The organism is Halorubrum alkaliphilum (assembly GCF_017873815.1).
Classification (GTDB): Archaea; Halobacteriota; Halobacteria; order Halobacteriales; family Haloferacaceae; genus Halorubrum; species Halorubrum alkaliphilum.
The window spans coordinates 1-24,250 of sequence record NZ_JAGGKQ010000003.1 but is presented as its reverse complement, the minus strand read 5'-3'; the positions used below and the strand labels follow the sequence as shown (position 1 = coordinate 24,250).

General features: G+C 66.4%; 23 protein-coding genes. 13 read left to right on the top strand and 10 right to left on the bottom strand.

Annotated elements, in window-relative coordinates:
• Positions 1–4: 4 nt before the first annotated feature.
• Complete coding sequence (locus tag J2751_RS02545) at positions 5–955, bottom strand: hypothetical protein (RefSeq protein WP_209482905.1); 951 nt, start codon at positions 953–955, stop codon at positions 5–7.
• 458 nt (positions 956–1,413) lie between these two features.
• Between J2751_RS02545 and J2751_RS02540 the strand changes: the two genes are divergently transcribed.
• The 3 genes from J2751_RS02540 to J2751_RS02530 all read left to right on the top strand — a co-directional run bounded on the left by J2751_RS02540 (position 1,414) and on the right by J2751_RS02530 (position 4,462).
• Complete coding sequence (locus tag J2751_RS02540; protein WP_209482904.1) at positions 1,414–2,106, top strand: DUF7344 domain-containing protein; 693 nt, start codon at positions 1,414–1,416, stop codon at positions 2,104–2,106.
• Between the two features lie 114 nt (positions 2,107–2,220).
• A complete protein-coding gene (locus J2751_RS02535) occupies positions 2,221–3,765 on the top strand; it encodes a cryptochrome/photolyase family protein (RefSeq protein ID WP_209482903.1) in 1,545 nt (514 codons plus the stop codon).
• Positions 3,766–3,796: 31 nt separating this feature from the next.
• Entirely contained in the window at positions 3,797–4,462 is a 666-nt protein-coding gene (locus tag J2751_RS02530) for a DJ-1/PfpI family protein (RefSeq protein WP_209482902.1), read from the top strand.
• 20 nt (positions 4,463–4,482) lie between these two features.
• Here J2751_RS02530 and J2751_RS02525 read toward each other — a convergent pair whose 3' ends face one another.
• The gene (locus tag J2751_RS02525) at positions 4,483–4,914 is read right to left on the bottom strand and encodes a universal stress protein (RefSeq protein WP_209482901.1); all 432 of its coding nucleotides are present in this window, start codon (positions 4,912–4,914) and stop codon (positions 4,483–4,485) included.
• 210 nt (positions 4,915–5,124) lie between these two features.
• Between J2751_RS02525 and J2751_RS02520 the strand changes: the two genes are divergently transcribed.
• The 8 genes from J2751_RS02520 (at position 5,125) to J2751_RS02485 (ending at position 15,119) form a co-directional block, all read left to right on the top strand.
• A complete protein-coding gene (locus J2751_RS02520; RefSeq protein WP_209482900.1) occupies positions 5,125–5,610 on the top strand; it encodes a type IV pilin in 486 nt (161 codons plus the stop codon).
• A 353-nt stretch (positions 5,611–5,963) separates the two neighbouring features.
• On the top strand, positions 5,964–7,925 hold the full coding sequence (gene acs, locus J2751_RS02515; RefSeq protein WP_209482899.1) for an acetate--CoA ligase: 1,962 nt from the start codon (positions 5,964–5,966) through the stop codon (positions 7,923–7,925).
• 141 nt (positions 7,926–8,066) lie between these two features.
• The gene (locus J2751_RS02510) at positions 8,067–9,923 is read left to right on the top strand and encodes a bacterio-opsin activator domain-containing protein (RefSeq protein ID WP_209482898.1); all 1,857 of its coding nucleotides are present in this window, start codon (positions 8,067–8,069) and stop codon (positions 9,921–9,923) included.
• A gap of 68 nt (positions 9,924–9,991) precedes the next feature.
• On the top strand, positions 9,992–11,983 hold the full coding sequence (acs, locus tag J2751_RS02505) for an acetate--CoA ligase (protein ID WP_209482897.1): 1,992 nt from the start codon (positions 9,992–9,994) through the stop codon (positions 11,981–11,983).
• A gap of 87 nt (positions 11,984–12,070) precedes the next feature.
• A complete protein-coding gene (locus tag J2751_RS02500; RefSeq protein WP_209482896.1) occupies positions 12,071–12,550 on the top strand; it encodes a DUF4212 domain-containing protein in 480 nt (159 codons plus the stop codon).
• A complete protein-coding gene (locus J2751_RS02495; RefSeq protein ID WP_209482895.1) occupies positions 12,547–14,250 on the top strand; it encodes a VC_2705 family sodium/solute symporter in 1,704 nt (567 codons plus the stop codon). The genes J2751_RS02500 and J2751_RS02495 overlap by 4 nt, the downstream gene beginning before the upstream one ends.
• A 3-nt stretch (positions 14,251–14,253) precedes the next feature.
• Positions 14,254–14,715: a universal stress protein gene (locus tag J2751_RS02490; protein WP_209482894.1), complete on the top strand. Its 462-nt coding sequence runs from the start codon at positions 14,254–14,256 to the stop codon at positions 14,713–14,715.
• A gap of 143 nt (positions 14,716–14,858) precedes the next feature.
• Complete coding sequence (locus J2751_RS02485; protein ID WP_209482893.1) at positions 14,859–15,119, top strand: hypothetical protein; 261 nt, start codon at positions 14,859–14,861, stop codon at positions 15,117–15,119.
• Between the two features lie 167 nt (positions 15,120–15,286).
• On the opposite strand, the gene J2751_RS02480 is transcribed toward J2751_RS02485, so the two are convergent.
• The 4 genes from J2751_RS02480 to J2751_RS02465 form a co-directional block, all read right to left on the bottom strand.
• Positions 15,287–15,460: a hypothetical protein gene (locus J2751_RS02480; RefSeq protein ID WP_209482892.1), complete on the bottom strand. Its 174-nt coding sequence runs from the start codon at positions 15,458–15,460 to the stop codon at positions 15,287–15,289.
• A gap of 139 nt (positions 15,461–15,599) precedes the next feature.
• Positions 15,600–17,066 (bottom strand): MATE family efflux transporter, encoded by a 1,467-nt coding sequence (locus J2751_RS02475; RefSeq protein WP_209483201.1) that lies wholly within the window; start codon positions 17,064–17,066, stop codon positions 15,600–15,602.
• Positions 17,067–17,174: 108 nt separating this feature from the next.
• Positions 17,175–17,831, bottom strand: coding sequence for an NAD-dependent epimerase/dehydratase family protein (locus tag J2751_RS02470; RefSeq protein WP_209482891.1), 657 nt, complete (start codon positions 17,829–17,831; stop codon positions 17,175–17,177).
• Positions 17,832–17,921: 90 nt separating this feature from the next.
• Complete coding sequence (locus tag J2751_RS02465) at positions 17,922–20,636, bottom strand: heavy metal translocating P-type ATPase (RefSeq protein WP_209482890.1); 2,715 nt, start codon at positions 20,634–20,636, stop codon at positions 17,922–17,924.
• 237 nt (positions 20,637–20,873) lie between these two features.
• Between J2751_RS02465 and J2751_RS02460 the strand changes: the two genes are divergently transcribed.
• Both J2751_RS02460 and J2751_RS02455 read left to right on the top strand, forming a co-directional pair.
• The gene (locus J2751_RS02460) at positions 20,874–21,068 is read left to right on the top strand and encodes a cold-shock protein (RefSeq protein WP_004045866.1); all 195 of its coding nucleotides are present in this window, start codon (positions 20,874–20,876) and stop codon (positions 21,066–21,068) included.
• 141 nt (positions 21,069–21,209) lie between these two features.
• The gene (locus tag J2751_RS02455) at positions 21,210–21,764 is read left to right on the top strand and encodes a hypothetical protein (protein WP_209482889.1); all 555 of its coding nucleotides are present in this window, start codon (positions 21,210–21,212) and stop codon (positions 21,762–21,764) included.
• 27 nt (positions 21,765–21,791) lie between these two features.
• Here the strand turns inward: J2751_RS02455 and J2751_RS02450 are convergent, their stop codons facing one another.
• From J2751_RS02450 to J2751_RS02435, 4 genes are all read right to left on the bottom strand, one after another.
• On the bottom strand, positions 21,792–22,739 hold the full coding sequence (locus tag J2751_RS02450) for an oxidoreductase (RefSeq protein WP_209482888.1): 948 nt from the start codon (positions 22,737–22,739) through the stop codon (positions 21,792–21,794).
• Between the two features lie 69 nt (positions 22,740–22,808).
• On the bottom strand, positions 22,809–23,147 hold the full coding sequence (locus tag J2751_RS02445) for a rhodanese-like domain-containing protein (protein ID WP_209482887.1): 339 nt from the start codon (positions 23,145–23,147) through the stop codon (positions 22,809–22,811).
• 112 nt (positions 23,148–23,259) lie between these two features.
• On the bottom strand, positions 23,260–23,799 hold the full coding sequence (locus tag J2751_RS02440; protein WP_209482886.1) for a thiol-disulfide oxidoreductase DCC family protein: 540 nt from the start codon (positions 23,797–23,799) through the stop codon (positions 23,260–23,262).
• A gap of 264 nt (positions 23,800–24,063) precedes the next feature.
• The coding region (locus J2751_RS02435; RefSeq protein WP_209482885.1) for a hypothetical protein at positions 24,064–24,250 on the bottom strand (187 nt) is incomplete at its 5' end.

The window sequence follows — 24,250 nt, the reverse complement described above, 5'->3', positions numbered from 1 at the left end:
TCGCTCACGAGGGGTTCGCGATCCGTTCGAGCGCTTCCGGATCGACGTCGGCCTCGAACAGCCGAGTGCCGCAGTCTCCACACGTGGCGGCGAGCACGTCGTACTGCCGGCAACACGACTCGACGACGGTCGAATCGAGCGTCACCGTCCCGTCGCACGTCGGGCACGTCTCCACGAACAGCCGGAGGCTCCCGAGCAGCTCGCTCCGGTGTGCCGTCGGCAGCGTCGTCCAGTCCGCCCAGCGTTCCGTGAGAACGTCGGAGGCGGCGAGATCGGCGACGAACGCCGGGCGGGACTCCCATCGACCCGCGGGCTCGCCGTCGATCGACGCCACGTACGCGTAGCCGCGGTCGACGAGCGAGACCGAGTCCGGGTCGATATCGAGGAACCGCGCGAGCGCGCGGCGGTCCGCGTTGCTGTCGCGGTCCGTGTCGACGTACTGGCCCGTGTTGCTGCCGCGGTCCGCGAGCTCGCGGGAGCGACGTTCCCACGCCTCACGGAACGACGCATCGACGACGAGGTCGTCCGCGACGGGGTCGTCAACCAGAACGCCGCCGTCGACGAGGACTCGTGCGGCGTCGAAGACCGGTTCCGTCGACTCCGGAGCGTCCGGCCCCTCTTGAGGGACGGCGTTCCGCTCGGCCGTCGCCTCCACGTCGGTTCCGTCGAAACCGACGGTCGCCCGTTCGGGAGCCTTATCGAAGAGCACCAACACGCGGTCGGGAAGGTATCGCTTCGTCAGAGCGGGTGTGCCGGGAACGAGGTACCCGCGGACGGCGATGGTCGCGACGGCGGCAACGAGCACGACGAGCGCCCACGCGGTCGACACGATCGCGACGCCGACCGCGAGAACGACGGCGATGAGCAAGTTGACGAGCGTACACGGAACACACCGGTTCTCGCCGGTGTATCGTGGGTTCCGAAGCCAGAGCGAGAGCCGTGATGACGTATCCATGGACGGATGGAGGGTTCGATCGGATATAGGTATGACAGCCATACCGGCGAGTCATCCCGGTCCGAGCCCGGCCGTACCGCCCTCGACCGACGCGACGGATCGAACGACATCGAACTCAGTATATTCGTTTTATGATAGTCCCGCTTACTGAGAACCGAGAAAACTGACTGAAATACGGATTCAGCCATCAAAGTCGTGATTTTCCCGCATATATTACTGCTTATTGATATATAGGAATTTTTAATACGTGGCGTGGTGTTCGATTGCGTAACGATACCGAAGCGCGAAGTTATCCGGTGGGTGAAACGAACTGAACGCAGACCCACGGACGCAGTATCGTCAGTGGTGACGGCATACCAAAACGTGGTCGAAACACGGTCCGGGAGACGAGAGCGGTGGTATCGGGCGGAACGGGAGCGAAACCGATCCGGAGAACACGTGACTACGGGAAACCACGAATGAATCACACGCGGACGACCGACCAACGGAATGAGGCAGCGAACGACGATACGGTCGACGAGACGGGCGAGTCGGAACTTTCGTCGGAGTCGGGGTCCTCGCCGAGATCAGGACCGTCGCTGGAACCGGATCCTGCGGCGGACGAAACCGGATCCGAACGGGCACCTGACGAGAGCGGGAGGGGGAACGACTCGATATCGACCGACGAGTTGTTCGCGCTGTTGAGCAACGGTCGACGGCGACACGTCCTCGAGTTCCTCTCGGAGAACGGCGGCGAGATCAAGCTCCGCGAGCTGGCGACGGCCATCGCCGCCGAGGAGAACGACCTCGAACCAGTCGAGGTGAACTACACCCAACGAAAACGGCTCTACACCTCGTTGTATCAGTCACATCTCCCGCGGATGGAACGCAGCGGCGTGATAGAGTACGACCGGAACAGCGGGATGGTGACGCTCGGACCGAAAGCCGAGGGGTTCGACGCCTATCTGGAGGTCGTCGGCGAGAACGAGTTCACGTGGTCGGAGTTCTACCTCGGGCTGACGGGACTGTTCGCCGCGGTGACGCTCGCGTTCGCCACGGGGACGCCGCCGTTCGCCTCGATCGGCCCAGTGATACTGATGGCCGCGTTGACGCTCGTGCTCCTCGTTTCGTCGGTCGCACACGTCCGATACACGCGGGGTCGGCGACTGTGACCCGTCCCGGGCCCATCGACCTCTCCCGTGTCGGATCGGGTCGTCAACGATAGCGCCGGATCGCTCCGTCGATGATAGCGGTGCTTTCACGGTTCTCCCGCCCCACCCGATCGCATGGAGCTGTTCTGGCACCGACGGGACCTCCGGATCGACGACAACGTCGGACTCGCAGCGGCCGCCGACCGCGACGCGGTCGCGCCGGTGTTCGTGTTCGACCCGGACGTGCTCGACCACGCGAGCGACGTCCGCGTGCGTCGACTGCTCGACGGACTGGCGGCGCTACGGGGCGCCTACCGCGACCGCGGAAGCGACCTCCTCGTGGCTCACGGCGACCCGGCGGCGGTGCTCCCGGAGTTGGCCGACGAGCTCGACGCCGAACGAGTCGTCTGGAACCGCGATTACTCCGGGCTCGCCCGTGAGCGCGACGCCGGCGTTCGACAGGCCCTTCACGACGCCGCCGTCCGACGCGAAGCACACCACGACGCCGTGTTACACACGCCCGATTCGATACGGACGAACGCCGGCGACCCCTACTCCGTATACACCTACTACTGGAGGAAGTGGACCGACCGGGACACGGACCCGCCGGCACCGACTCCGACCGAGGCGGACCTCGTCGATGCCGACGGGATTCGGACCGCCGAGAAGTCCGGACTCGACGGCGTCGACCTCGATGTCGCCGTCGGGGACCTCCCGACGCCGGCCGACCTCGGATTCTCCGAGCCGGACGCGGACGTGGGCCCGGCGGGGACGGCGGCCGCCCGCGAGCGGCTCGACGCGTTCCTCTCGTCCGGCGTCTTCACCTACGACGACGAGCGCGACTACCCCGCACGGAAGGGAACGTCGCGGATTTCGACGTTCATGAAGTACGGCGAGATTGGGATCCGAGAGGCGTACGAGGCGACCGAGACGGCGCTGGCCGACGCCGAGGACCGCTCCGAGGCGAACACCGGAGACGACGGGGACGACACGGACGACGGGGACGCCACGGACCACGGGGACGCCACGGACCACGGGGACGCCACGGACCACGTCGAGGCGTTCCAACAGCAGCTCGCGTGGCGCGAGTTCTACACGCAGGTGTTGTACCACAACCCCTCGGTCGTCACGGACAACTACAAGGAGTACGAGGAGGGGATCGACTGGCGTGATGACCCCGAGGAGATCGGGGCGTGGAAACGCGGCGAGACGGGCTACCCGATCGTCGACGCCGGGATGCGCCAGCTTCGCGAGGAGGCGTTCATGCACAACCGCGTGCGGATGATCGTCGCCTCCTTCCTGACGAAGGACCTGCTCGCCGACTGGCGACACGGCTACGAGCACTTCCGCGAGCGACTCGCGGACCACGACACCGCCAACGACAACGGCGGCTGGCAGTGGGCCGCCTCGACCGGGACGGACGCCCAGCCGTACTTCCGCATCTTCAACCCGATGACACAGGGGGAACGCTACGACCCAGATGCGGAGTACATCAAGCGGTACGTCCCGGAGCTTCGCGAGGTGGACGCGGACCTGATCCACGAGTGGCACGAGCTGTCGCCGACTCAGCGCGCAAACGCCGCCCCGGAGTACCCCGCGCCGATCGTCGACCACTCGGAGCGTCGCGAGGACGCGCTGGCGATGTACAAGCGAGCACGCGGCGAGGACCCGGAAGAGTAAGCTCCATGTTCGTCCCCCGCGTTCCCGCGGTATGAACGTCGACGTCCTGTTGTACGACGGCTTCGACGAACTCGACGCGATCGGCCCGTACGAGGTGTTCGAATACGCGCTGGAGTTCGCTGCGGAGGAGTCGGCTGGCTCCGTTGAGACCGACGCGGAGCCCGCGCGTCGGCTCCGCTACGTGACGCTTGCGGACCGCGACCGCGTGACCGCGAGCCACGGGACGCGCGTCGGGGTCGACGCCGTGCTCCCGGAGCCGGACGCCGGGGATGCCCCGGACCTCCTCGTCGTTCCCGGCGGGGGGTGGACCGGGCGCGACGAGACCGCCAGCGCGTGGGCGGAGGCCGAACGGGGAGCCATTCCGGACGCGCTCGCCGAGTACCACGCCGCGGGCGTCCGGATCGCGAGCGTCTGTACCGGATCGATGCTGCTCGCGGCGGCGGGCGTCACCGACGGCCGGCGAGCGGTCACACACGCCAGCGCGCTCGACGAACTCCGTGACTCCGGCGCAAGGGTCGTTGACGCCCGGGTCGTCGACGACGGCGACCTCCTCACCGCTGGCGGAGTCACGTCCGGACTGGATCTCGCCTTATATATCGTGGAGCAGGAGTTCGGCGCGGCGGTCGCCGACCGCGTCGCGACCGTCATCGAGTACGACCGTCGCTACGAGGTCGCCCGCGGGATGTCGGACGGGTAGTCTCCGGATCGCTCGGCTCCTTAAATATCGCCGCCGCCGACGGTGTTGCCCTCGCCGTCGACGGTGATCACCGTACAGTCGAGTTGGTCGCGCAGGAAGGTGTCGATGTCGGGGTCCGAGAGGAGCTTCTGGACCATCCGTCGCCAGCGACCGGCTTGTTTCGAGCCGATGACGACCACGTCGGCGTCCTCCGCGACGATCTCCTCCAGAATGGTCTCCTCGACGAGGAACCCCCGACGGACGACGTAGCGGGCGCGGTCGAGGGGCCCGGTTCGGCGCTCGACCGCGCGTTTCAGGTCGCTGCGGGAGACGCCGCCGGAGTTCTGATAGAGGTCGACGTGGAAGACGGTGAGATCGGCGTCGCGCTCCTCGGCGACGCGGACCCCCTCCCGGAGCGTCTTCTCGGAGTGTGCCGTCAGCGGGTACCGGACCGGCACCACGACCAAGGTCATGTCCCCACCGACGCGTTGGGAACGTAAATACGCTGGCGATGCTCGAAGGGTGTTCACGGCCCGACCCGCGTGCTAGTTTCACTCTCTCTCGAAACGTGTACGATGGAACAAGCACTTATATATGAAGACGCAACCACGAGGTAGCCAGCGTTCCGAACGGCACCGTAGACGGCCGTAAGCAGGCCGTTCGGGTGATAGCTGGATCCAAATATGTTACCGGACATCCAGTTCGACGACGACGACCGCGCAGTAAGCCCCGTTATCGGAGTCATCCTTATGGTCGCCATCACTGTGATCCTGGCGGCGGTCATCGGGACCTTTGTGCTCGGGCTCGGCGACTCGCTCGGTGACAACCAGCCGACCGCACAGTTGAGTGTTGATCTCGATCAGGACGAACCTGATCTGACCATCGAGCACAACGGCGGCGACTCGATCTCGTCGGAGTCGCTGCGAGTCGTGGTCACCGGCCCTGACGAGCAGCGAGCGGAGGCCAACGACGTGTTTGAGAACAGGTTCTCGGTCGGTGAATCGGAGACTGGTGAGTTCACTGAAAACAATGGTGAGATCTCCGAAGGCGAGGACGTTCGGATCCGCGTGATCCACCAGCCGAGCGAGTCGATCCTGCTGGATCGGTCGATCGAAGTCACTGAGGATGAACTCGATATCGGCGAGGATCTCGACTTCGATAATGATTGATCGATCGAGCTTTGAGCCGACTCGACGGACTATTTAAATCAGGTCGGAGCCCGGTCTTCCGGTGGCGGTGTCGGACCGACTTTGTAATTCACTATTTAAATAAATGAACACTCCGACTCTACACGCCGTCTACTCCGGTCACCGATCATGAACCGATCTCGATCGTTCGATCGTGCCGGGCCACTACGATCTTAAAAACGGGTCCTCACCGAAGCCGGTTCGATCGCCCCGACACCGACACGATCACCGACGCCGTGGTCTCCGATCGGGCTCTCCCGTCGGTGACCGTGTCGTCGGCATCCGCGACGCGGTCCCGGACAAAGTATACGGTCCTGCGGTCGGGAGTATGACCCATGGACGAGGCCGGGACTGACGGCCGGCACGCAGTGGCGGTTTCGAGCGATGGGAACGCCACCGATCCGCCGGAGTCGTTCCGCGAGTCGGCCGCCGTCGTCGATCCCGACGTGTACGAGGCGTTCGAGCGCGACTGGCCCGACGCGTGGGGCCGCGCCGCCGACCTCCTCGACTGGGCGCGCGAGCCCGACACCGTGCTCGACGACTCGAACCCCCCCTTTTATGAGTGGTTCCCGGACGGCCGGCTCAACGCGTCCGTCAACTGCGTCGACCGCCACCTCGACGAGCGCCGGAACCAGCTCGCGATCCGGTGGTTCGGCAAGCGCGGCGAGCGTCGCTCGTACACTTACGCGGACCTCCATCGGGAGGTGAACGCGGCCGCGGCGGGCCTCCGCGAACTCGGCGTCGAGGAGGACGACGTCGTCACCCTGTATCTCCCGATGATCCCGGAACTTCCGGTGACGATGCTCGCGTGTGCTCGCATCGGCGCGCCCCACAACGTCGTCTTCGCGGGGCTGTCGGCGGAGGCACTCGCGACCCGGATCGACGCCGCCGACTCCGAGTACCTCGTCACCTGTGACGGCTACTACCGCCGCGAGGACGCGTTCAACCAGAAGTCGCGTGCCGACAACGCGGCCCTCCGGATCGACGGCGAGTTGGCGGCGACCGTCGTCGTGGACCGCCTCGGCGACGCACTTGAGATCGCGCTCGGCGAGGACGAACACGACTACGAAGCGCTGCTCGCGCCCCACGACGGCGAGACCGTCGAGCCCGTCGCGCGCGACGCCACCGACCTGCTGTTCGTGATGTACACCTCGGGGACGACCGGGCGACCGAAAGGCGTCGAACACGCTACGGGCGGCTACCTCTCACACGTCGCGTGGACGACCAAGAACGTGCTCGACGTCCGGCCGGACGACACCTACTGGTGTGCCGCCGACATCGGCTGGATCACCGGTCACTCCTACGGGGTGTACGGCCCACTCGCGCTGGGAACGACCTCCCTGATCTACGAGGGCTCGCCCGACTATCCCGACCGCGAGCGCGTGTGGGACCTGATCGAGCGCAACGCCGTCAGCGTCTTCTACACGTCCCCGACCGCGATCCGCTCGTTCATGAAGTGGGGCGCTGAGTACCCCGACGCCCACGACCTCTCCTCGATCCGACTGCTCGGGACGGTCGGGGAGTCGATCACGCCGAAGGCGTGGCACTGGTACCGCGAGCACGTCGGCGGCGGGACCGCGCCGGTCGTCGACACGTGGTGGCAAACGGAGACGGGCGCGATAGCTGTGGCGACGCTGCCCGGCGTGACGCCGATGAAACCCGGAAAGGTCGGCCCGCCGCTTCCGGGTATCGAGGCGCAGGTCGTCGACCGCGACGGTGACCCGGTCGATCCGGGCGAGACCGGCTACCTCACGATAGACCGGCCGTGGCCGGGGATGCTTCGTGGACTTCGCGAGGGCGCGGAGCGCTACCGGCGCGAGTACTGGGTCGAGACCGACGAAGGGTGGCGGTACCGCACCGGCGACGGCGCGACCGTCGACGAGGACGGCTACGTCACGATCCTCGGCCGCGTCGACGACGTGATCAACGTTCGTGCCCACCGGTTCAACACCGCGGAGTTGGAGTCGGCCATCGTCGCCGTCGACGGAGTCACCGAGGCTGCGGTCGTCGGCGACGACTCTGGCGGTGTCGTCGCATACGTGACGACGCAGGGCAACGTCAACCCCGACTCGACGCTCCGCGAGTCGGTCGAAAGCCACGTCGCCGACGCGGTCGGGGAGGTCGCCCGTCCCGATCGGGTCGTGTTCACGCCCGACCTCCCGAAGACGCGCTCCGGGAAGATCATGCGCCGTCTGCTGGAGGACATCGCCCGCGGCGAGGAGTTCGGCGACGTCAGTGCCCTCCGAAACCCCGAGGTCGTCGGGGAGATTGAGTCGACGGTCCGAGGTGAGGAGTGACGTTTCGGATCAGACACGATCCACGAAACGAACGTCAGCAGTGATCCGCCGGACGGCCCACGAGAGAAACAACAGAAGACGCACCCATGGTTCGAGAGTCGCAACGTTCTTGTTTCGCGCATCCGCTTTATGACGAAACGTATGGACGATCCGATCCCGCAGTCGGCATACGAGGACCTCGTGAGCGCGGCCGAGACGTATCGGTCCGCGCTCGTGGTCCGGCTCGCGGGTGAGGTCGGCCTTCGGACAGCGGAGATACCCCGAATACGACCGTGTGACATCCGGGACTCGGAGCGTGTCACCGGGGCGGCGATCCTCTCGATCCCCGCGTCCGGCGCCAAAGACGACGCGGACGGGAGCAGCGACGCGGACGGGGAGCCCGACGACGTGAAGCATGAGCCGGTCGACCGCGAAGCGTTCGTTCCGGCGTCGGTTTCGACGGAACTCCGTCGATACGCCGACAGCGCCGGCGTGGCGAGCGAGGAGCCGTTCGTCGACGTCTCGCCTCGGCGCGTCCAGATGTTGGTGAGCGAGACTGCCGACCGCGCGGCGACGCTGTCGAACGATCCCGCGTTGTCCTCGATAACGCCCCGGGACCTCCGTCGGACGTTCGCGCGGCGACTGCTGGACCGCGGCGTCGACGCACACGTCGTCCGGGAGACGGGCGGCTGGGGGTCCATGGACGCGCTCGACCCGTATCTCGACCCGCTCGACGGCGAAGCGATCGTCGAGGCCGTCGTCGACTCTGAAGACGGCGAGGTTACGGACGACGGGGACGCGGTGCTCCCTCGTGACGACACGGATGACCCGATATCCCCGCCGCGGGGCGCTTGGGAGCCCCTCCTCGACGCGTTCGCAGCCATCCCGGCGGTTACTGACCGGGAGGCGCTCTTCGAGGCCGTCGTCGAACGGCTGGCTGCGGGGGAGCGTTGGCGGACCGCCGGAGTCGTTCGTGGGGCCACGTCCGGAACCAACGCCGACGTCGATGTCGTCGCGGTGGCCGGCGACGGGAGCCCGGAGCACACCGGGCTCTCGACCGTCCCGAACGAGGAGTGCGCACCATGGCAAGTCGCGATCGAGGAGAGAGAGCCGACGGTCGGTCGGATCGGCGAGGACGGTTTCGTCGGCGAGGAGACCAACCGGTCGGCCACCGGATCGGTTCTCGCGGTCCCCGTCGGTCACCGCGACGCGACCTACGGGGCGTTGTGTCTCCGGCGCGACGAGACAGAACCGGTCACCGCCGCGGAGCGCAGGGCGGTCGCGGTGCTCGGCCGCTGTCTTGGCTGGGGGATCACCGCGGGTCGGTGGCAGGACCTGTTACACTCGGACGCGGTCACTCGGGTCGAGTTCCGCACGGCCGACACGGACGCGTTTCTCGCGGGCGCGAGCGACGCGCTCGGCTGCCGGATCGAGTTGGAGTCGGCGGTGACGGTCTCCGAGTCGAGTTCCCGGTGTTACCTCCGCGTGTCTGACGCCGGACCGAAGGCGCTCGCGGACGCAGTCGAGGCGGCCCACGGCGTCTCGGAGCTACGCGTGATCGAGACCCGCGAGGCGGGCTGTACGGTCTCGATCCGGGTCGCGGGCGGCTCGCTCGTCCGGACCCTCGCGGAACACGGCGCAACCATCAGGGACGCTGTCGCCGAGAGCGGCGAGGTCCGAGTCGTCGCCGACCTCCCGGACGGTACCGACGTCGGACCCATCGCCGACGGCCTTCGTGAGGTGTATCCCGGCGTCAGACTGGTGAGCAAGGAGTCGGTCACGCGGTCGCCACACAGCGAATCGACGCTCCGTGAGGGCGTCACCGAACGACTCACCGATCGGCAGTGGGCGACGTTGTCCGCGGCGTATCACAGCGGCTACTTCGACTGGCCGCGAGGGAGCACCGCGGAGGAGGTCGCCGACGCGATGGATGTCTCCTCGCCGACGTTCCACAACCACCTCCGGAAGGCACAGCGGGCGCTACTGGAGACGCTCTTCGAGGACGGCCGGGAACAGTAACCTTCACGATTTTTTCGTATTTAGCGTGGTTGTTTATGTAGGGGTGTTCGCTGTGTACGACCGTACTCATGACGGAGGAAGACGGCCAACTGGAAGCGCGGCTCGCCGAACAGGAGGTGTTCGAACCGCCGGAATCGTTCGTATCCGGCGCGAACGTGACCGATCCCGACATTTACGAGGAGTTCGAGGAGAACTGGCCGGCCTGCTGGGAGGGTGCGGCCGACCTGCTCGACTGGGAGACCGACTACGATCAGGTGCTCGACGACTCGAATCCGCCCTTCTACGAGTGGTTCACCGGCGGTGAGCTGAACGCCTCCGCGAACTGCCTCGACCGACACCTCGACGAGCGGGGCGACGAGGCCGCGATCGAGTGGGTCGGCGAACCGGTCGACGAGGCGAACCGGACGTACACCTACGAGGAGCTCCACCGCGAGGTGAACGAGTTCGCCGCCGCGCTCCGCGAACGGGGCGTCGAGGCCGACGACGTGGTAACGCTGTACATGCCGATGATCCCGGAGCTCCCGATCGCGATGCTGGCGTGTGCCCGGATCGGCGCGCCCCACAGCGTCGTGTTCGCCGGGTTCTCCGCGGACGCGCTCGCGACCCGAATGAACGCCGCCGACTCGGAGTATCTCGTCACCTGCGACGGCTACTACCGCCGCGGAGACCCACTCGACCACCTCGACAAGGCGAACGAGGGGCTGGCCGGTGTCGACCACGGCACCACGACGGTCGTCGTCGACCGACTCGGCCCGAACGGGGACAACTTCGGGCACGACCTGACCGACGACCAACTCGATTACGATGACCTCGTCGAAGCACAGGCCGGTGCCGAGGTCGATCCCGTCGTCCGTGACGCCGAGGACATGCTCTTCCTGATGTACACCTCGGGGACGACGGGCAAGCCGAAGGGCGTGAAACACACGACGGGCGGCTACCTCTCGTGGGTTTCGTGGACCTCGCAGGCGGTCCTCGATATCAAGCCGGGTGACACGTACTTCTGTGCGGCCGACATCGGCTGGATCACCGGTCACTCCTACATCGTCTACGGCCCGCTCGCGCTCGGGACGACGACGATGATGTACGAGGGAACGCCCGATTACCCCGAGCGCGACCGCCTCTGGGAGATCGTCGACGAGTACGACGCGACCCAGTTGTACACCGCGCCCACCGCGATCCGCGCGTTCATGAAGTGGGGGACGGAGTACCCCGACGCCCACGACCTCTCCTCGTTGCGGCTGCTGGGAACGGTCGGGGAGCCGATCAACCCGCGCGCCTGGAAGTGGTACTACAAACACGTCGGCGGCGAGGACTGTCCCGTCGTCGACACGTGGTGGCAGACGGAGACCGGTGGGATGATGATCACCACGCTCCCGGGAGTCAGCGACATGAAACCCGGGTCGGCGGGGCCACCGCTACCGGGGCTCGACGTTCGGATCGTCGACACGATGGGCGAGGAGATCGAACCCGGGCAGGCCGGCTATCTCACCGTCGAGAAGCCGTGGCCGGGGATGTTGCGGACGCTGTACAACAACGACGAGCGATACATCAACGAGTACTGGGCGGAGTACTCCGACGTCGACAGCGACGACCCCGACGACTGGGTGTACTTCCCGGAGGACGGCGCGAAGATCGACGCCGACGGCTACATCACCGTGCTCGGCCGCGTCGACGACGTGATCAACGTGTCGGGTCACCGGCTCGGGACGATGGAGATCGAATCTGCCATCGTCGGCGTCGAGGGTGTCGCCGAGGCCGCGGTCGTCGGCGGCAACCACGATATCAAGGGCGAGGCCGTCTACGCGTACGTGATCACCGAGGACGGCTACGAGGGGACCGACGAACTGCGCGACCGCGTCGTCGCGGGGGTCGAGGACGCCATCGGCCCGATCGCCCGACCGGAGCAGGTCGTGTTTACCCCCGACCTTCCGAAGACCCGCTCCGGAAAGATCATGCGCCGGCTGCTGGAGAACATCGCCGACGGCGAGGAGATCGGGAACACAAGCACGCTCCGTAACCCCGATATCGTCGACGACATTCAGAAACAGGTCGAGGAGTAGCGGGCAGCACGCGGGGGCGACTCCGTCGTATCGTTGTCGCGAGAGAGCCGATCGAACGCCACAGAACCGAGACGACACACGCAATCCATGCCAGATAACGACACACATTCAGCCGCCGCGGGAGACCAGCACACCGGGGATCATCCCGAGGACGCATCGCTTAGAGCCGACGGCGGAACCAGCGACGTCCAGCGAGAACAGGAGATGGATTACCTCGAAGTGGAGATCAACCTCTTGGACCCGGCGACGCCGTTCATGAAGGACCACCTCCGGGTGATCTGGATCGGGTTCGCGATCTGGGTGGTCACCACGTTCGGCCCGATCACCGCCACGCGGATCGCCCCCGATCTGATGACGACGGCGATGCCGATCATCGGGTTCCCGTTCCATTACTTCGCGATAGCGATCGGCGCACCGGGTGCCGCGCTGCTCCTCTCCGTGTGGTACGCAAAGAAGCGTGACGCCATCGACGAGAAGTACGGGATCGAACAGGTCGACAACGAGGCGCTTGCGGCAGACGCCGACGCCGAGAGTACCGCGGCGGCCGATGGAGGTGTCGAGGGGTGATCCCGTCGTCACTCCTCCTACAGGCAGGCGATCTCCTCCCCGAGGGACTCGAGATCGGGTTCAAACTCGTTCCGGCGGTCATCGTCATTTCGATGATGGCGCTGTTCCTCGCGGTCGGGTTCGCGTTCAAGGTCGCCGACACCGACGACATGTGGGTCGCCGGCCGCTCGATCGGAAACATCGAGAACGGGATGGCGATCGGCGCGAACTGGATGTCCGCGGCGTCGTATCTCGGCATGGCCGCCCTCATCGCGCTCTCGGGCGTGTACGGCCTAGCGTACGTCGTCGGCTGGACGACCGGCTACTTCGTCCTGCTTATTTTCATGGCCGCACAGATGCGCCGGTTCGGGAAGTACACCGCGCCGGACTTCGTCGGCGACCGGTTCAACTCCGATACGGCCCGCGCACTTGCGGCGATCACGACGTTCCTGATCGGCTTCGTCTACGCGCTCGGACAGGCGCGCGGGATGGGGCTCGTCGGAATGTACGTCCTCGGCGACATCAACAACGTGATCGCGATCCCCGGGCTCAGCGCGTATCAGGCGATGATGGTGCTGTTCATGCTGGTCACCATCGCGTATCTTACCCTCTCCGGAATGCTGGGCGCGACCAAGAACATGGCGCTCCAGTACGTCATCCTCATCGGCGCGTTCCTGATCGGCCTGCTGGCTACCGGATGGACCGCCGGCTACTCGACGATCCTCCCGCAGATCGAGTACGGGATGTTGATAAGCGAGCTGAGCGCCGAGTTCTCCGATCCGTTCGCGGGCGGGAGCTACTACCTCTGGATCGCGACCTGCTTCAGCCTCGCGTTCGGTACGTGCGGGCTGCCGCACGTACTCGTCCGGTTCTATACCGTCGAGAACGAGCGGACCGCCCGCTGGTCCTGTACGTGGGGCTTGTTCTTCATCGCCGTGCTCTACCTCTCCGCGCCCGCATTCGCGGCGTTCGGGACGGATCTGTACACCAACTCCCAGTTCGGTCCGACGTACGGTGATCCGGGAATGAGCGACGCCGCGGCCGACGTCATCGTCGTCCTCGCCGCACAGCTGGCGAATCTGCCGACGTGGCTCGTCGGGTTCGTCGCTGCCGGCGGGATCGCGGCCGCCGTCGCAACGACATCCGGCCTCTTTATCGCCGCCTCGTCGGCCATCTCCCACGACATCTACGCGAACATCATCAACGAGGACGCGACCCAGCGCCAGCAGGTGCTCGTCGGTCGGCTGAGCATCATCGGCATCGGGCTCCTGACGATCCTCTTCGCGCTGGACCCGCAGGCACCCATCGCCGCGCTGGTCTCCTTCGCGTTCTCGCTGGCCGCGATCGTGTTGTTCCCGATGTTCTTCCTCGGACTCTGGTGGGAGAACACGAACCGCCCCGGCGCGCTCGCCGGGATGACGAGCGGTATCGTCATCTGGTTCATCCCGATGCTCAACGAGGGACAGTTCGGCCTCGTTGACGGCGGTGCCGGCTTCGGGATCGAGTTCTTGGCGACGTGGATGCCGGCCGTCGGCTCCGGGCTGATCGGCGTGCCGCTCGTCTTCGCCATCACAATCTTCGTCTCGTACGTCACCGACGAACCGCCGCTGCGGACCAAACGGATGGTCCGACAGTGTCACAGCCCCGATCCGATGCCGAAGGACAAGACGGCCGCACAGGTCGTCTCCGAGAAGGTAGACGACGCTCCCGCGGACGACTGACCAATGTACGACAAAATACTCATCCCGACCGATGGAAGCGAGGTGGCGAACAACGCGGTCGAACACGCGATCGATCTCGCGGAGAAGTACGACGCGGAGGTCCACGCGCTGTTCGTGGCCGACACGGACATGGTCGCGTACAGCCTCGGCACCGAGCAAGTGGACAGGATCCGGCAGGGCAAATTCGGCGAGATGACCGAACTCGCCGACGACGCCAAGGAGGCGACCGGCTTCGTCCGTGAGCGGGCCGAGGCGGCCGGCCTCGACTTCGTCGAGCGCCACGCCGGCGGCCAACCGCACGACGTGATCGCGGACTACGCCCGAAACAACGACATCGACCTGATCGTGATGGGGAGCCATGGCCGCTCCGGCGTCCGCCGTGCGCTGCTGGGCAGCGTCACCGAACGGACCCTGCGGTCGACGCACGTCCCCGTCTTCGTCGTCGACTACGTCGAGGGACGGTAAGCGGTCCACCCAACTCCACGACCCGCTTCGAACCGACGACTGCCCGCTTCCAAACTGACGACCGAACGCTTCGACCCGACGACCGAACGCTTCCGAAGGACCGATCCCGAAAGACCGACCTGCGAGTGCGACGACACACACCCATGACGGACACGAACCCGCCGGAGGAGACCGATCCCGACCCGAGCATCGCCGATCGGGTTCGCTCGCACGTCTCGGAGAACCGAACCGGGATGTTCCACGACCTCGTGTTCGCGGTGGCGTGGGTGGCGCTTGTCTCGTTGCTCTTCGATCTCGTCTTCGTCAACGCGCCGACGTGGGCGTACTATATGTTCATGCTCACCGGGATCCCCGCGTACTTCGGCTTCTTCATCTCGCTGGAGATCGCGAAGAAGAACCGATAAACCGCCTCGGGGTCAACGCGGCGGAACACCACGTCGAAGCCTGCGCCTCGGACACGTCTCGGATCCATGCGACTCCGTATCGAAACCGTCTCTCGACCGATAACGGGAGTGTATCGAGTATACTGAGACGATGCTTTTTATAAGCGAGCGGGTGGCGTTGCTGGCGGCTACTTATAAGTGGTTGATGCGGTACCGGATGCGTCCAGATCCCGGATGGTTCGTTTATAAGTAGGAGAGTAGAGATCGACGGTGACGACCTCCAAAGCCCCAGCCTCGTCACCGGCGGCTTTGCCGCCGGTTGCAAGCGAGCGCTTTGCTCTCGCCCTGTCGGCGCGTAGCACCGGCAACGCCACCGCATCGTCCTTTTATAAACAATCGTCTCGGCCACGCACATCCATTTAAGTACATCGCGTCGCTGCCGATCTGAGCGAGTCACTCCCAGCGTCGTTCATCGCCACACCTACGTGGCCGTGTTCGTGCTCAGTCGTCCGTCGTTCCCGACACCGGTTCCGACTCCACGCCGGTCTCGTCATCGGTCTCGTCTATCACACCCTCTCGCCATGTCCCCCGGAGGAACCACGCGACACCGACGACGAAGGAGGCGACCGCGGCGGTCGTGTATGCCCACCAGAGTCCCTCGACGCCCCAGTCGAGTCCGGTGTACCCGATCTCGACCGCGGGGACGGCAAGGGGTCCGACGTCGAACCCGCCGAGGGTGACGCTGACGGCTCCGAACGCCAGCAGCGCGGCGAGCGGGATCCGGAACACCCACCGTGAGAGCATCGAGAGCACCATCGCGATCCCGGTGTTACCGGCCCCGCGGAACCCGCCCTGTACCACCATCAGTCCGCCGAAGAAGGCCCACGAGAGCGCGACGATCCGAAGGAAGACGACCCCCTCGGCGATCGTCTCCGGGTCGTCGACGAAGGCCCCCATCGCGGTCGCCGGGAACAGCCACACCACCCCGCCGGCGGCAGCGAGAAGCACCATCGTTCCGGCGGTGGCCGCGCGCGTGACCGCCGCCGCGCGATCGGGGGTCCTCGCGCCGAGGTTCTGCCCGACGCCGGTCGCGGTCGCCTGCCCGACCGCGCCCGCGACCGACCACGAGACGGACATCAGTCGGACGCCGATCCCGTACGCCGCCGTCGCTGCCGGCCCGAATCGGGCGACGAGTGCGGCCATGAACACGGCCGCGAACGACCGCGCCCAGCCGTCGAGCGTCGAGGGGTAGCCGATGTCGATCAGTTTCCGGAGCAGCGTCGGGTTCGGCTTCAGATCGCGAACGTACAGTTTCACGCCCCAGCTCCCGTTTATCAGGATCCAGATCCCGATCGCGGTCGCGAACAGTCGGGCGATAAGCGTCGCGACCGCGGCACCCTGCGTTCCGAGCGCCGGGAACGGTCCCCATCCGAGGATGAAGAACGGGTCGATGACGATGTTGATCCCCGCCGAGACCGCGACGAGCCACATCGCCGTCTTGGTGTCGCCCGCGCCCTGAAGCGACGAACGGAACGCGAAAAAGAGGAACGTGAGCGGGAGGGTGAGGAAGATCACCTCGATGTACGCGAGCGCCTCGACGAACACCGCGTCACGCGCGCCGATCCAGTACACCAGCCAGTGGCGGGTCGCGAACCCGACGAGCGCGAGCACGACGGAGACGACGGTCGCGAGCAACACGGTCTGAGCGACGACTTCGTCGGCGCGACGGTCCTCGTCGGCACCGACGTACTGGGAGACGAGGGCGATGGTCGCGGCCGTGAGCCCCATCGCGGTGGAAACGAACAGCCACGACAGCGGGAACATGAGTGAAACGGCGGCGACCGCCTCGGTGCTCACCCGCCCGACCCAGAACATGTCGGCGAGATTGTAGAGAGTCTGGAGCAGATTACCCAAAACGAGCGGCCACGCGAGGCTGAACAGCTTCGGGGAGATCGCCCCCGTCGTCATGTCGACGCGCGCGTCGTCGTTCCCCACGGAGAGTCTACGGAAAACTACGGTGAGGACGCTACTAACGTTTCGGGAGTCGGCGACCGAGACGGTCTTTCGCGTTCCGGCTTATCGACCCACGGATCGGACATCCCCGACGTCGAGCAGCGACTCACCGGGATCGAGCGCGGTCCGGTACGCCGCCCGTGCGACGGTATCGACGTGGAGCGGACGTGACTCGCCCAGCCGTTCGGCGAGCGGCGGCACGGACGCGACCAGTCGGAGCAGGGCGTTCACGCCGGACGGGAAGTGCGGCTGGTCCGGTCCGTACACCGGTCCGGGGCGGAGGGTGACGGTGTCGATGTCGAGGTCGGCGATGGCGGTCTCCGCCCGCCGTTTCGCGGTCACATAGGCGTTCCTGACACCCGGCGGTTTCACCGCCGAGGAGAGTAGGACGTACGTCTCAACGCCCGTACGCTCGGCTTCGAGGGCGGTGAGGATCGCGCTATCACCGTTGACGCGCTCGAAGGTGACTCCGGTCGTCGCCGCCTCCGAGATGATACCCACCGAGTGGACGACCGCGTCCACGCCGTCGAGCCGATCCCGCCACGCGTCGGGACGGAACAGGTCGGCGCTGGTCCACGAGACCTCGTCGGTCCATGGCGCGTCCACGTCCGGTCGGCCGCTTCGGGAGACGCTCCGCACCTCGTGGCCCTCACGGACCGCGATCCGGCAGATCGACCGACCGATGAACCCGCTACCGCCGACGACGAGGAGGGTGACCATACGTACCGGTTGGGGCCGGGGCGTCCTTGGCGTTTCGGTCGGGGACCGTCCCGGACCAGCTCTCGACTCCCGGCTGCCCGGCGACCGTGGTCAGTCGAACAGCCGGTAGAGCGGTCGCACGGGCAAAAACCGGTAGTCCGTGTCGGGCGTCCAGCGGCGGAACGCCAAGCTGTTCGACATCACCGACACCGACGATCCGGCCATCGCAAACCCGGCGAGCGCGGGGTTCAACAGGCCGAGCGAGGCGATCGGGAGTAGCGTCGTGTTGTACGCGAACGCCCAGAACAGGTTCTGCCGGACCTTCGCGATCGTCGCCTCGGAGACACGCAGCGCCTTCAGCACGTCCCGCGGGTCGTCACGCATCAGGGTCACGTCAGCCGACTCGATAGCCACGTCGGTCCCGGATCCGATCGCGATCCCGACGTGGGCGGTCGTGAGCGCCGGCGCGTCGTTGACGCCGTCGCCGACCATCACCGCGCGGCTCCCGTCGGCCTGGATCGCGTCGATGGCGTCCGCCTTGTCCTCGGGGAGGACCTCCGCACGCACGCGATCCGAGTCGATGCCGACCTGCTCCGCGACCGCGCGGGCAGTCCGCTCGTTGTCGCCGGTGAGCATCGAGACCGCGATGCCCCGCTCGCGCAACACGTTCACCGTCTCGCGTGCGCTCTCGCGGACCGTGTCAGCAGTCGCGAGTACGCCGAGGAGCTCGCCGTCGACCGCGACGAGCATGGCGGTCTTCCCCTCGCGTTCGAGCCGTTCCATCGTTGTCTCCGCCGGATCCGGGTCGACTCCGTTCTCACGGAGCAGTTTCCGGTTCCCGACGAGCACCTCGCCCAGCACGGTCGTCGCCGTAATCCCGTGACCCGGGACGTTCTCGAACTCATCCGGCTCCTCGATGTCGATCCCCCGATCGCGAGCACCCTCGACGATCGCCTTCCCGAGCGGGTGTTCGCTGCCGGACTCGGCGCTCGCGGCCGCCCGGAGCAGTCGGGTCTCGGCGTCCGCGATGGGCCTCGGCGTCGAGTCGTCCGCCGTCGCCTCATCGCCGTCGGCCCCGACCGCGACCCCGCCATCGGGGGTCGCGTCCGCTCCTCCTCCCGCGGTCCGCGAGTGGGAGGTCGGCTCCCCGTCCTCGACCGGGACGGCGTCGGTCAGCGCCATCTCGCCGTGAGTGAGCGTCCCGGTCTTGTCGAAGACGACGACGTCGACGTCGCGGACGCGCTCCAGAACGTCACCGCCCTTGAACAGCACCCCGTTGGTCGCCGCGATGGTGGATCCGACCATCGTCGCCGCTGGCGTCGCCAGCCCGAGCGCGCAGGGGCACGCAATGAGCACGGCGGAGGCGAACACGACCATTGAGAACTCCAGGATGCTCACGCCGCCGGCAACGGGGCCGCCACCGACCGGTGCCCACAACGGCAGCCAGTTCACGAACGCTGCGAGGGTCTCGGGAAACAGCGCCCACACGGTCGCCCAGAGGACGGCGTTGGCGATGACGACCGGGACGAAGATCCCGGAGACCTCGTCCACGAGCCGCTGGATGTCCGGTTGGCGGGACTGTGCCTCCCGGACGCGCTCGACGATCTGTTGGATCGCCGTGTCTTTTCCGACGTTCGTCGCCTCGGCGAGCAGCACGCCGTTCTCGTTGATCGTCGCGCCGACGACCTCGTCGCCGGGTTCCTTCTCGACGGGGACCGACTCACCGGTCAGCATCGACTCGTCGACCGCGCTTTCACCCTCGACGACCACGCCGTCCGTGGGAACCTTCTCGCCCGGCCGGATCTTCATCACGTCGCCCACCGCGATCTCCTCGACCGCGACGGTTCGCTCGGTGCCATCGTCGTCGACGAGGGTGGCCTCGTCGGCACTCAGCCGGAGGAGTTCACGGAGCGCGTCGCTCGCGCGGGCCTTCGAGCGCGCCTCCAGCCAGTTTCCGACGGTGATGAACCAGAGGATGAACGCGACCGCCTCGAAGTAGAAGTCGCCGACGAGCGGATAGCCCACGATCGGACCGATCAGGACACCCGTGCTGAACAGGTAGCCGGCTGAGGTGCCGATCGCGACCAGCGTGTCCATGTTGACGTCGCGGGCGTTCGACCACGCGCGCCACGCGCCGGCAAGGAACACCCGGCCGAGCGTCCCCATCAGGACGGTCGCGACCGCGAACTCTATCCACCCGAGCCCGATGCCGGCAACCGACGCGGGGACCTCGTACAGCCCGAACATCCCGCCCATCAGGTACCAGAACGGGATCGTGAGAACGCCACCGCCGATCACGAGGCGTCGCTGGCGGGCCAGCTCCCGCTCGGCGGCGCTCTGGCGTGTCCCATCGTCAGCGTCGTTGTCTCCGTCGCGCTCGCCGCGCACCTCGCCGGCCACATCCGTCTCCCGAACCGGGTCGAATCCGGCGTCCTCGATCGCGGCGTACACCGCAGTGAGATCGGCGTCGACGGGGTTGTACTCGACGCGCGCCTCGTCAGTCGCGGCGTTGACGTCGACGGCGATCACGCCGTTCACGCCGCCGATGGCCTCCTCGTTGGTCGCGGCGCAGGTCGAACAGCTCATCCCGCCGATCCCGACGGTCGCGCTCTCGGAGACCGGATCGTAGCCCGCGTCCCGGACCGCGTCGAACAGGTCGGCGAGCGAGACACGTTCGGGGTCGTACGTGACAGTCCCCTCGTCGGTTGCGAAGCTGACGGAGGCCTCCTCGACGCCCGGAAGCGACTCCAACGCCTCCGTGACCGTCCCCGAGCAGGTCGAACAGGACATCCCGCCTATCTCGAGGTGCGCGTTGCGGGTACTCATCTCGATAATACATACGGGTCCCCTACTCATGCGGGTTGCGCTTATGATACCGGATGTGTGGGCACGTTTCGACTTTGGAATCGAAAGCGCATCCGGTGGATCCTAGAGAACAGGATGGACGTATGAGCGGATCTCAGAGTCGAAACGCCCGTGAAACGACGTGAGGGGCCGTCCGAGTAGGGATCAGACCGGATACGCACAACACTTATGTCCCGGTTCCGCGTTTGTGAGGACGCGATGGCGACAGGCAAGGTCGACTTCTTCAACGACACCGGCGGCTACGGATTCATCGAGACTGACGACGCTGACGAGGACGTGTTCTTCCACATGGAAGACGTCGGCGGCCCGGACCTCGAGGAAGGCCAGGAAGTAGAGTTCGAGATCGAGGAGGCGGACAAGGGTCCGCGCGCCACGAACCTCACTCGGCTGTAACGGCGACTCCGACCGCTCGCACAGCCCCCGAAACGTGTCCCGCGTATTATTATCGTCGCTAGCGACAGCGTCGTGAACGATATCGGGCCGTGACCCGGCCGCGTCGCTGCCGTTTTCCTCCTGCCGTTCGACGAACCGCGCATGACGAACTCACCGGAGATGCCGCCCAACCCCGACTCGTTCATCGCCGAGAACCTCGATCGCTACGCCGAAACGCAGGGCGTATTGCCCGAGCGATTGGAGGAGTTCGGCGAGACCTATCGCGATCAGGGGTATCTGACGCGCGAGCAGTTGTACGATATCGCCTACGAGTCGTCGACGCGGAGCGCGTATCACGTCCGAAACAACCCGGCAGAACGCTGTCGGGAAGTGACCCGAAACGTTCGTGCGGTCGAGGGCGACTTCTCGAAGATCCACCTGATCGGCGGGCTCCGCGGGTTCAAGGCTCCGACCGCCTCGTGCGTGCTGGCCGCGCTCGACGGGGACAACCACGCCGTCGTCGACACCCGGGTGTGGGCGTCGCTGGAGCGGTTGGGCTACCTCGACGGGCGGAAGGAGACGTTCGACGCCGCCGACTACGTGGCGATGATCGGGCCGATTCGGAAGTTGGCCGCGGAAACGGGGTACACGCCGGTCGAGGTCGGCTACGCGCTGTTCGCGTACGACGACCACGTCCGTGAGGGCACGCTCCACTGAAACGACCCAAGAGCCCGGTGAACACGGCTACTCATCGAAGGGGAACTCGACTCCCGTCGCGTCGGTGGAGTACTCCCAGAGCCGGCGAGCGTCCGCGCGATCGTAGGACGCGTCGTTCGACCGGCCGACGGTCGGATGTCCGCGCATATTCATGAGACCGCCGGGCTCGACGTACGCGCCGCCGGAGACGTCCGCGGTCGCGGCGTACAGCATGGGCTCCGCTCCCGTTGCGGCGTCTTGACCGAGCACCGCGTTGGCGACGCGCATTCCGACCTTCATGAGGGGGTTGCCGCTCGCCTCGCCGGTCCGGATCTGGAGGTTGGTGTCGGTGTAGCCGGGATGACAAGCGACGCTGCGAAGGGTCGGATCCGCATCTCCGTCCACACGGCGCTGGAGCTCGTAGGCGAACAGCAGGTTCGCGAGCTTGCTCCGGCCGTAGGCCTTCCACTTGCCGTACGACTCCTCCCAGTTGAGATCCGAGAAGTCCATCTCTCCGGTCTCGTGTGCGCCCGACGACTGGGTCACCACGCGTGCCCGGCCATCGATCCCGTCGGCCGCTGTTAAAAGGGGATACAGCCGGCCCGTGAGCGCGAAGTGGCCGAGGTGGTTGACGCCGAGTTGTGTCTCGAAGCCGTCCTCGGTCTCGCTTCGCGGGATCGCCATCACGCCGGCGTTGTTACAGAGGACGTCGAGGGCGTCGTAGTCGTCGGCCATCCCCTCGGCGAACTCGCGGACGGAGGCCAGTGAGGCGAGGTCGCACTCGCGGACGTCGAGATCGAGATCTGCGGCGGTGGTCGCACGGAGGTCGTCGGCCGCGTCCGCGCCGCGCTCGACGCTTCGACACGCCATCACGACGGTCGCGCCCTTCCTCGCGAACTCGCGCGTCCCCTCGAAGCCGAGCCCGCTGTTCGCGCCGGTCACGACGATCGTCTTCCCGTCGAGCCGCGGCATGTCCGCGGCGGTCCAATCGCTCATACCCGATCGGAGGTGCGCGTTGGGGAGAAACCTGTCGGCGGAGCGGTCGGACCGGTCGGTCGGAGGACGCTAGTCCCGATCGGCGTCCGCGCCGCGCTCCAACTCGAACTCCCACTCCTCATAGCCGCCCGCCATGCTCGCGACGAGGACGTCTTCCTCGACCTCCTCGTAACTGTTGACGAGCATCGCGGCCTGTTTCGAGGACTGGCCGATCGGACAGGCACAGACCACGTCCCGTCCGTCCCAGTCGATCTCGGGCACTCGCGACGGCAACTCGCCGAGCGGCACGTTGATCGCGCCGGGGATGTGCCCCCGCTCGTACTGGGTCGGCGAACGCGTGTCGATCACGCGAACGTCGCCGGCTTCGACCCGGTCTCTGACCTCCTCGGGCGTCACCTCTTCGACCACGTCACGGACACCCCGTTTCCGCCGACTGCCGAGCACTCATGTCTCCGGATACCCGCCGCCGCGGTTAACGCTTTTCGACGGCAGTATCCCCGCCGTCTCGCGATCCGAAGTGTTAGGAAAGGAACCGGTCGCTGACATCCTCGTCGGGGATCATACACTGGTCCTTTCGCCCGAACCAGTCGTATCGGTTGCTCGCGACCACGTCGTACACCCGGTCGCGGATGAACTTCGGGACGACCCGGCCAAGGGTCCCGATCCGATACGGCCACCCGATCAGCTCCGCGATCCGGATCGCCGCGCCCGACTTCGTGTACGTCCGGTCGCCCTCGACGAGGACGAACGAGTCGAACGCCTCGGTGGGGAAGTCGTGCCGTTCGAGGAGGGCCTGCCCGACCGGCGACTGGAGCGACGCGAACCGGAGCCGCCCCTTCGGGTCCCGCGGGATCAGGAAGGAAACGACGCCGTTACAGAGGTTACAGACGCCGTCGAACAACACGATGGGGTGGTCGGTCGGAACCGACTCGGGAGCGACGGTCTCCTCGTCGACCGCCGACTCGCCGTCGACCGCCGACTCGCGACCGCCAGCCGAGTCGTCGCCGATGCGCTGGTCGGATCCCTCGTCCGTTTCCGGGTCAGTGTTCTCTGTAGTCATCGATCGGGATACGTCGTATCATGTCCTTCGAACCCCACGGACATTTACCCTCGGATCACGACGCTACGAGCGCACCACCGATGTGTACCGTCCGGCGCGGATCGCGTGCTCCGTGTGGTTGTGATTACGATGGTTATTTATAAACGGCTGAATGCGAATCGCCGGTGAATACCTACAAATCCTCAGTTGCCGGGGGCTTCGCCGCCGGCTTCCAGGGGCGCGGAGCGGCTTGCTGCCGTTCGCTTATAAGTGGTTGACGGCGAATCAGCGATGGACGCCTCCAAAGCCCCAGCGCGCACCGCAACCGCCCTCCACCTTCCCAGCCTCGTTGGCGACGCCGACCGCTTCGTTCAATTGTACGTGTTTACCCCGAGGTCTCGACAGCCGGCACAGCGTGAGCCCGTGAGATAACCTCATTATTGCTGACGACTCGACGAAGTTCTTCGTATGG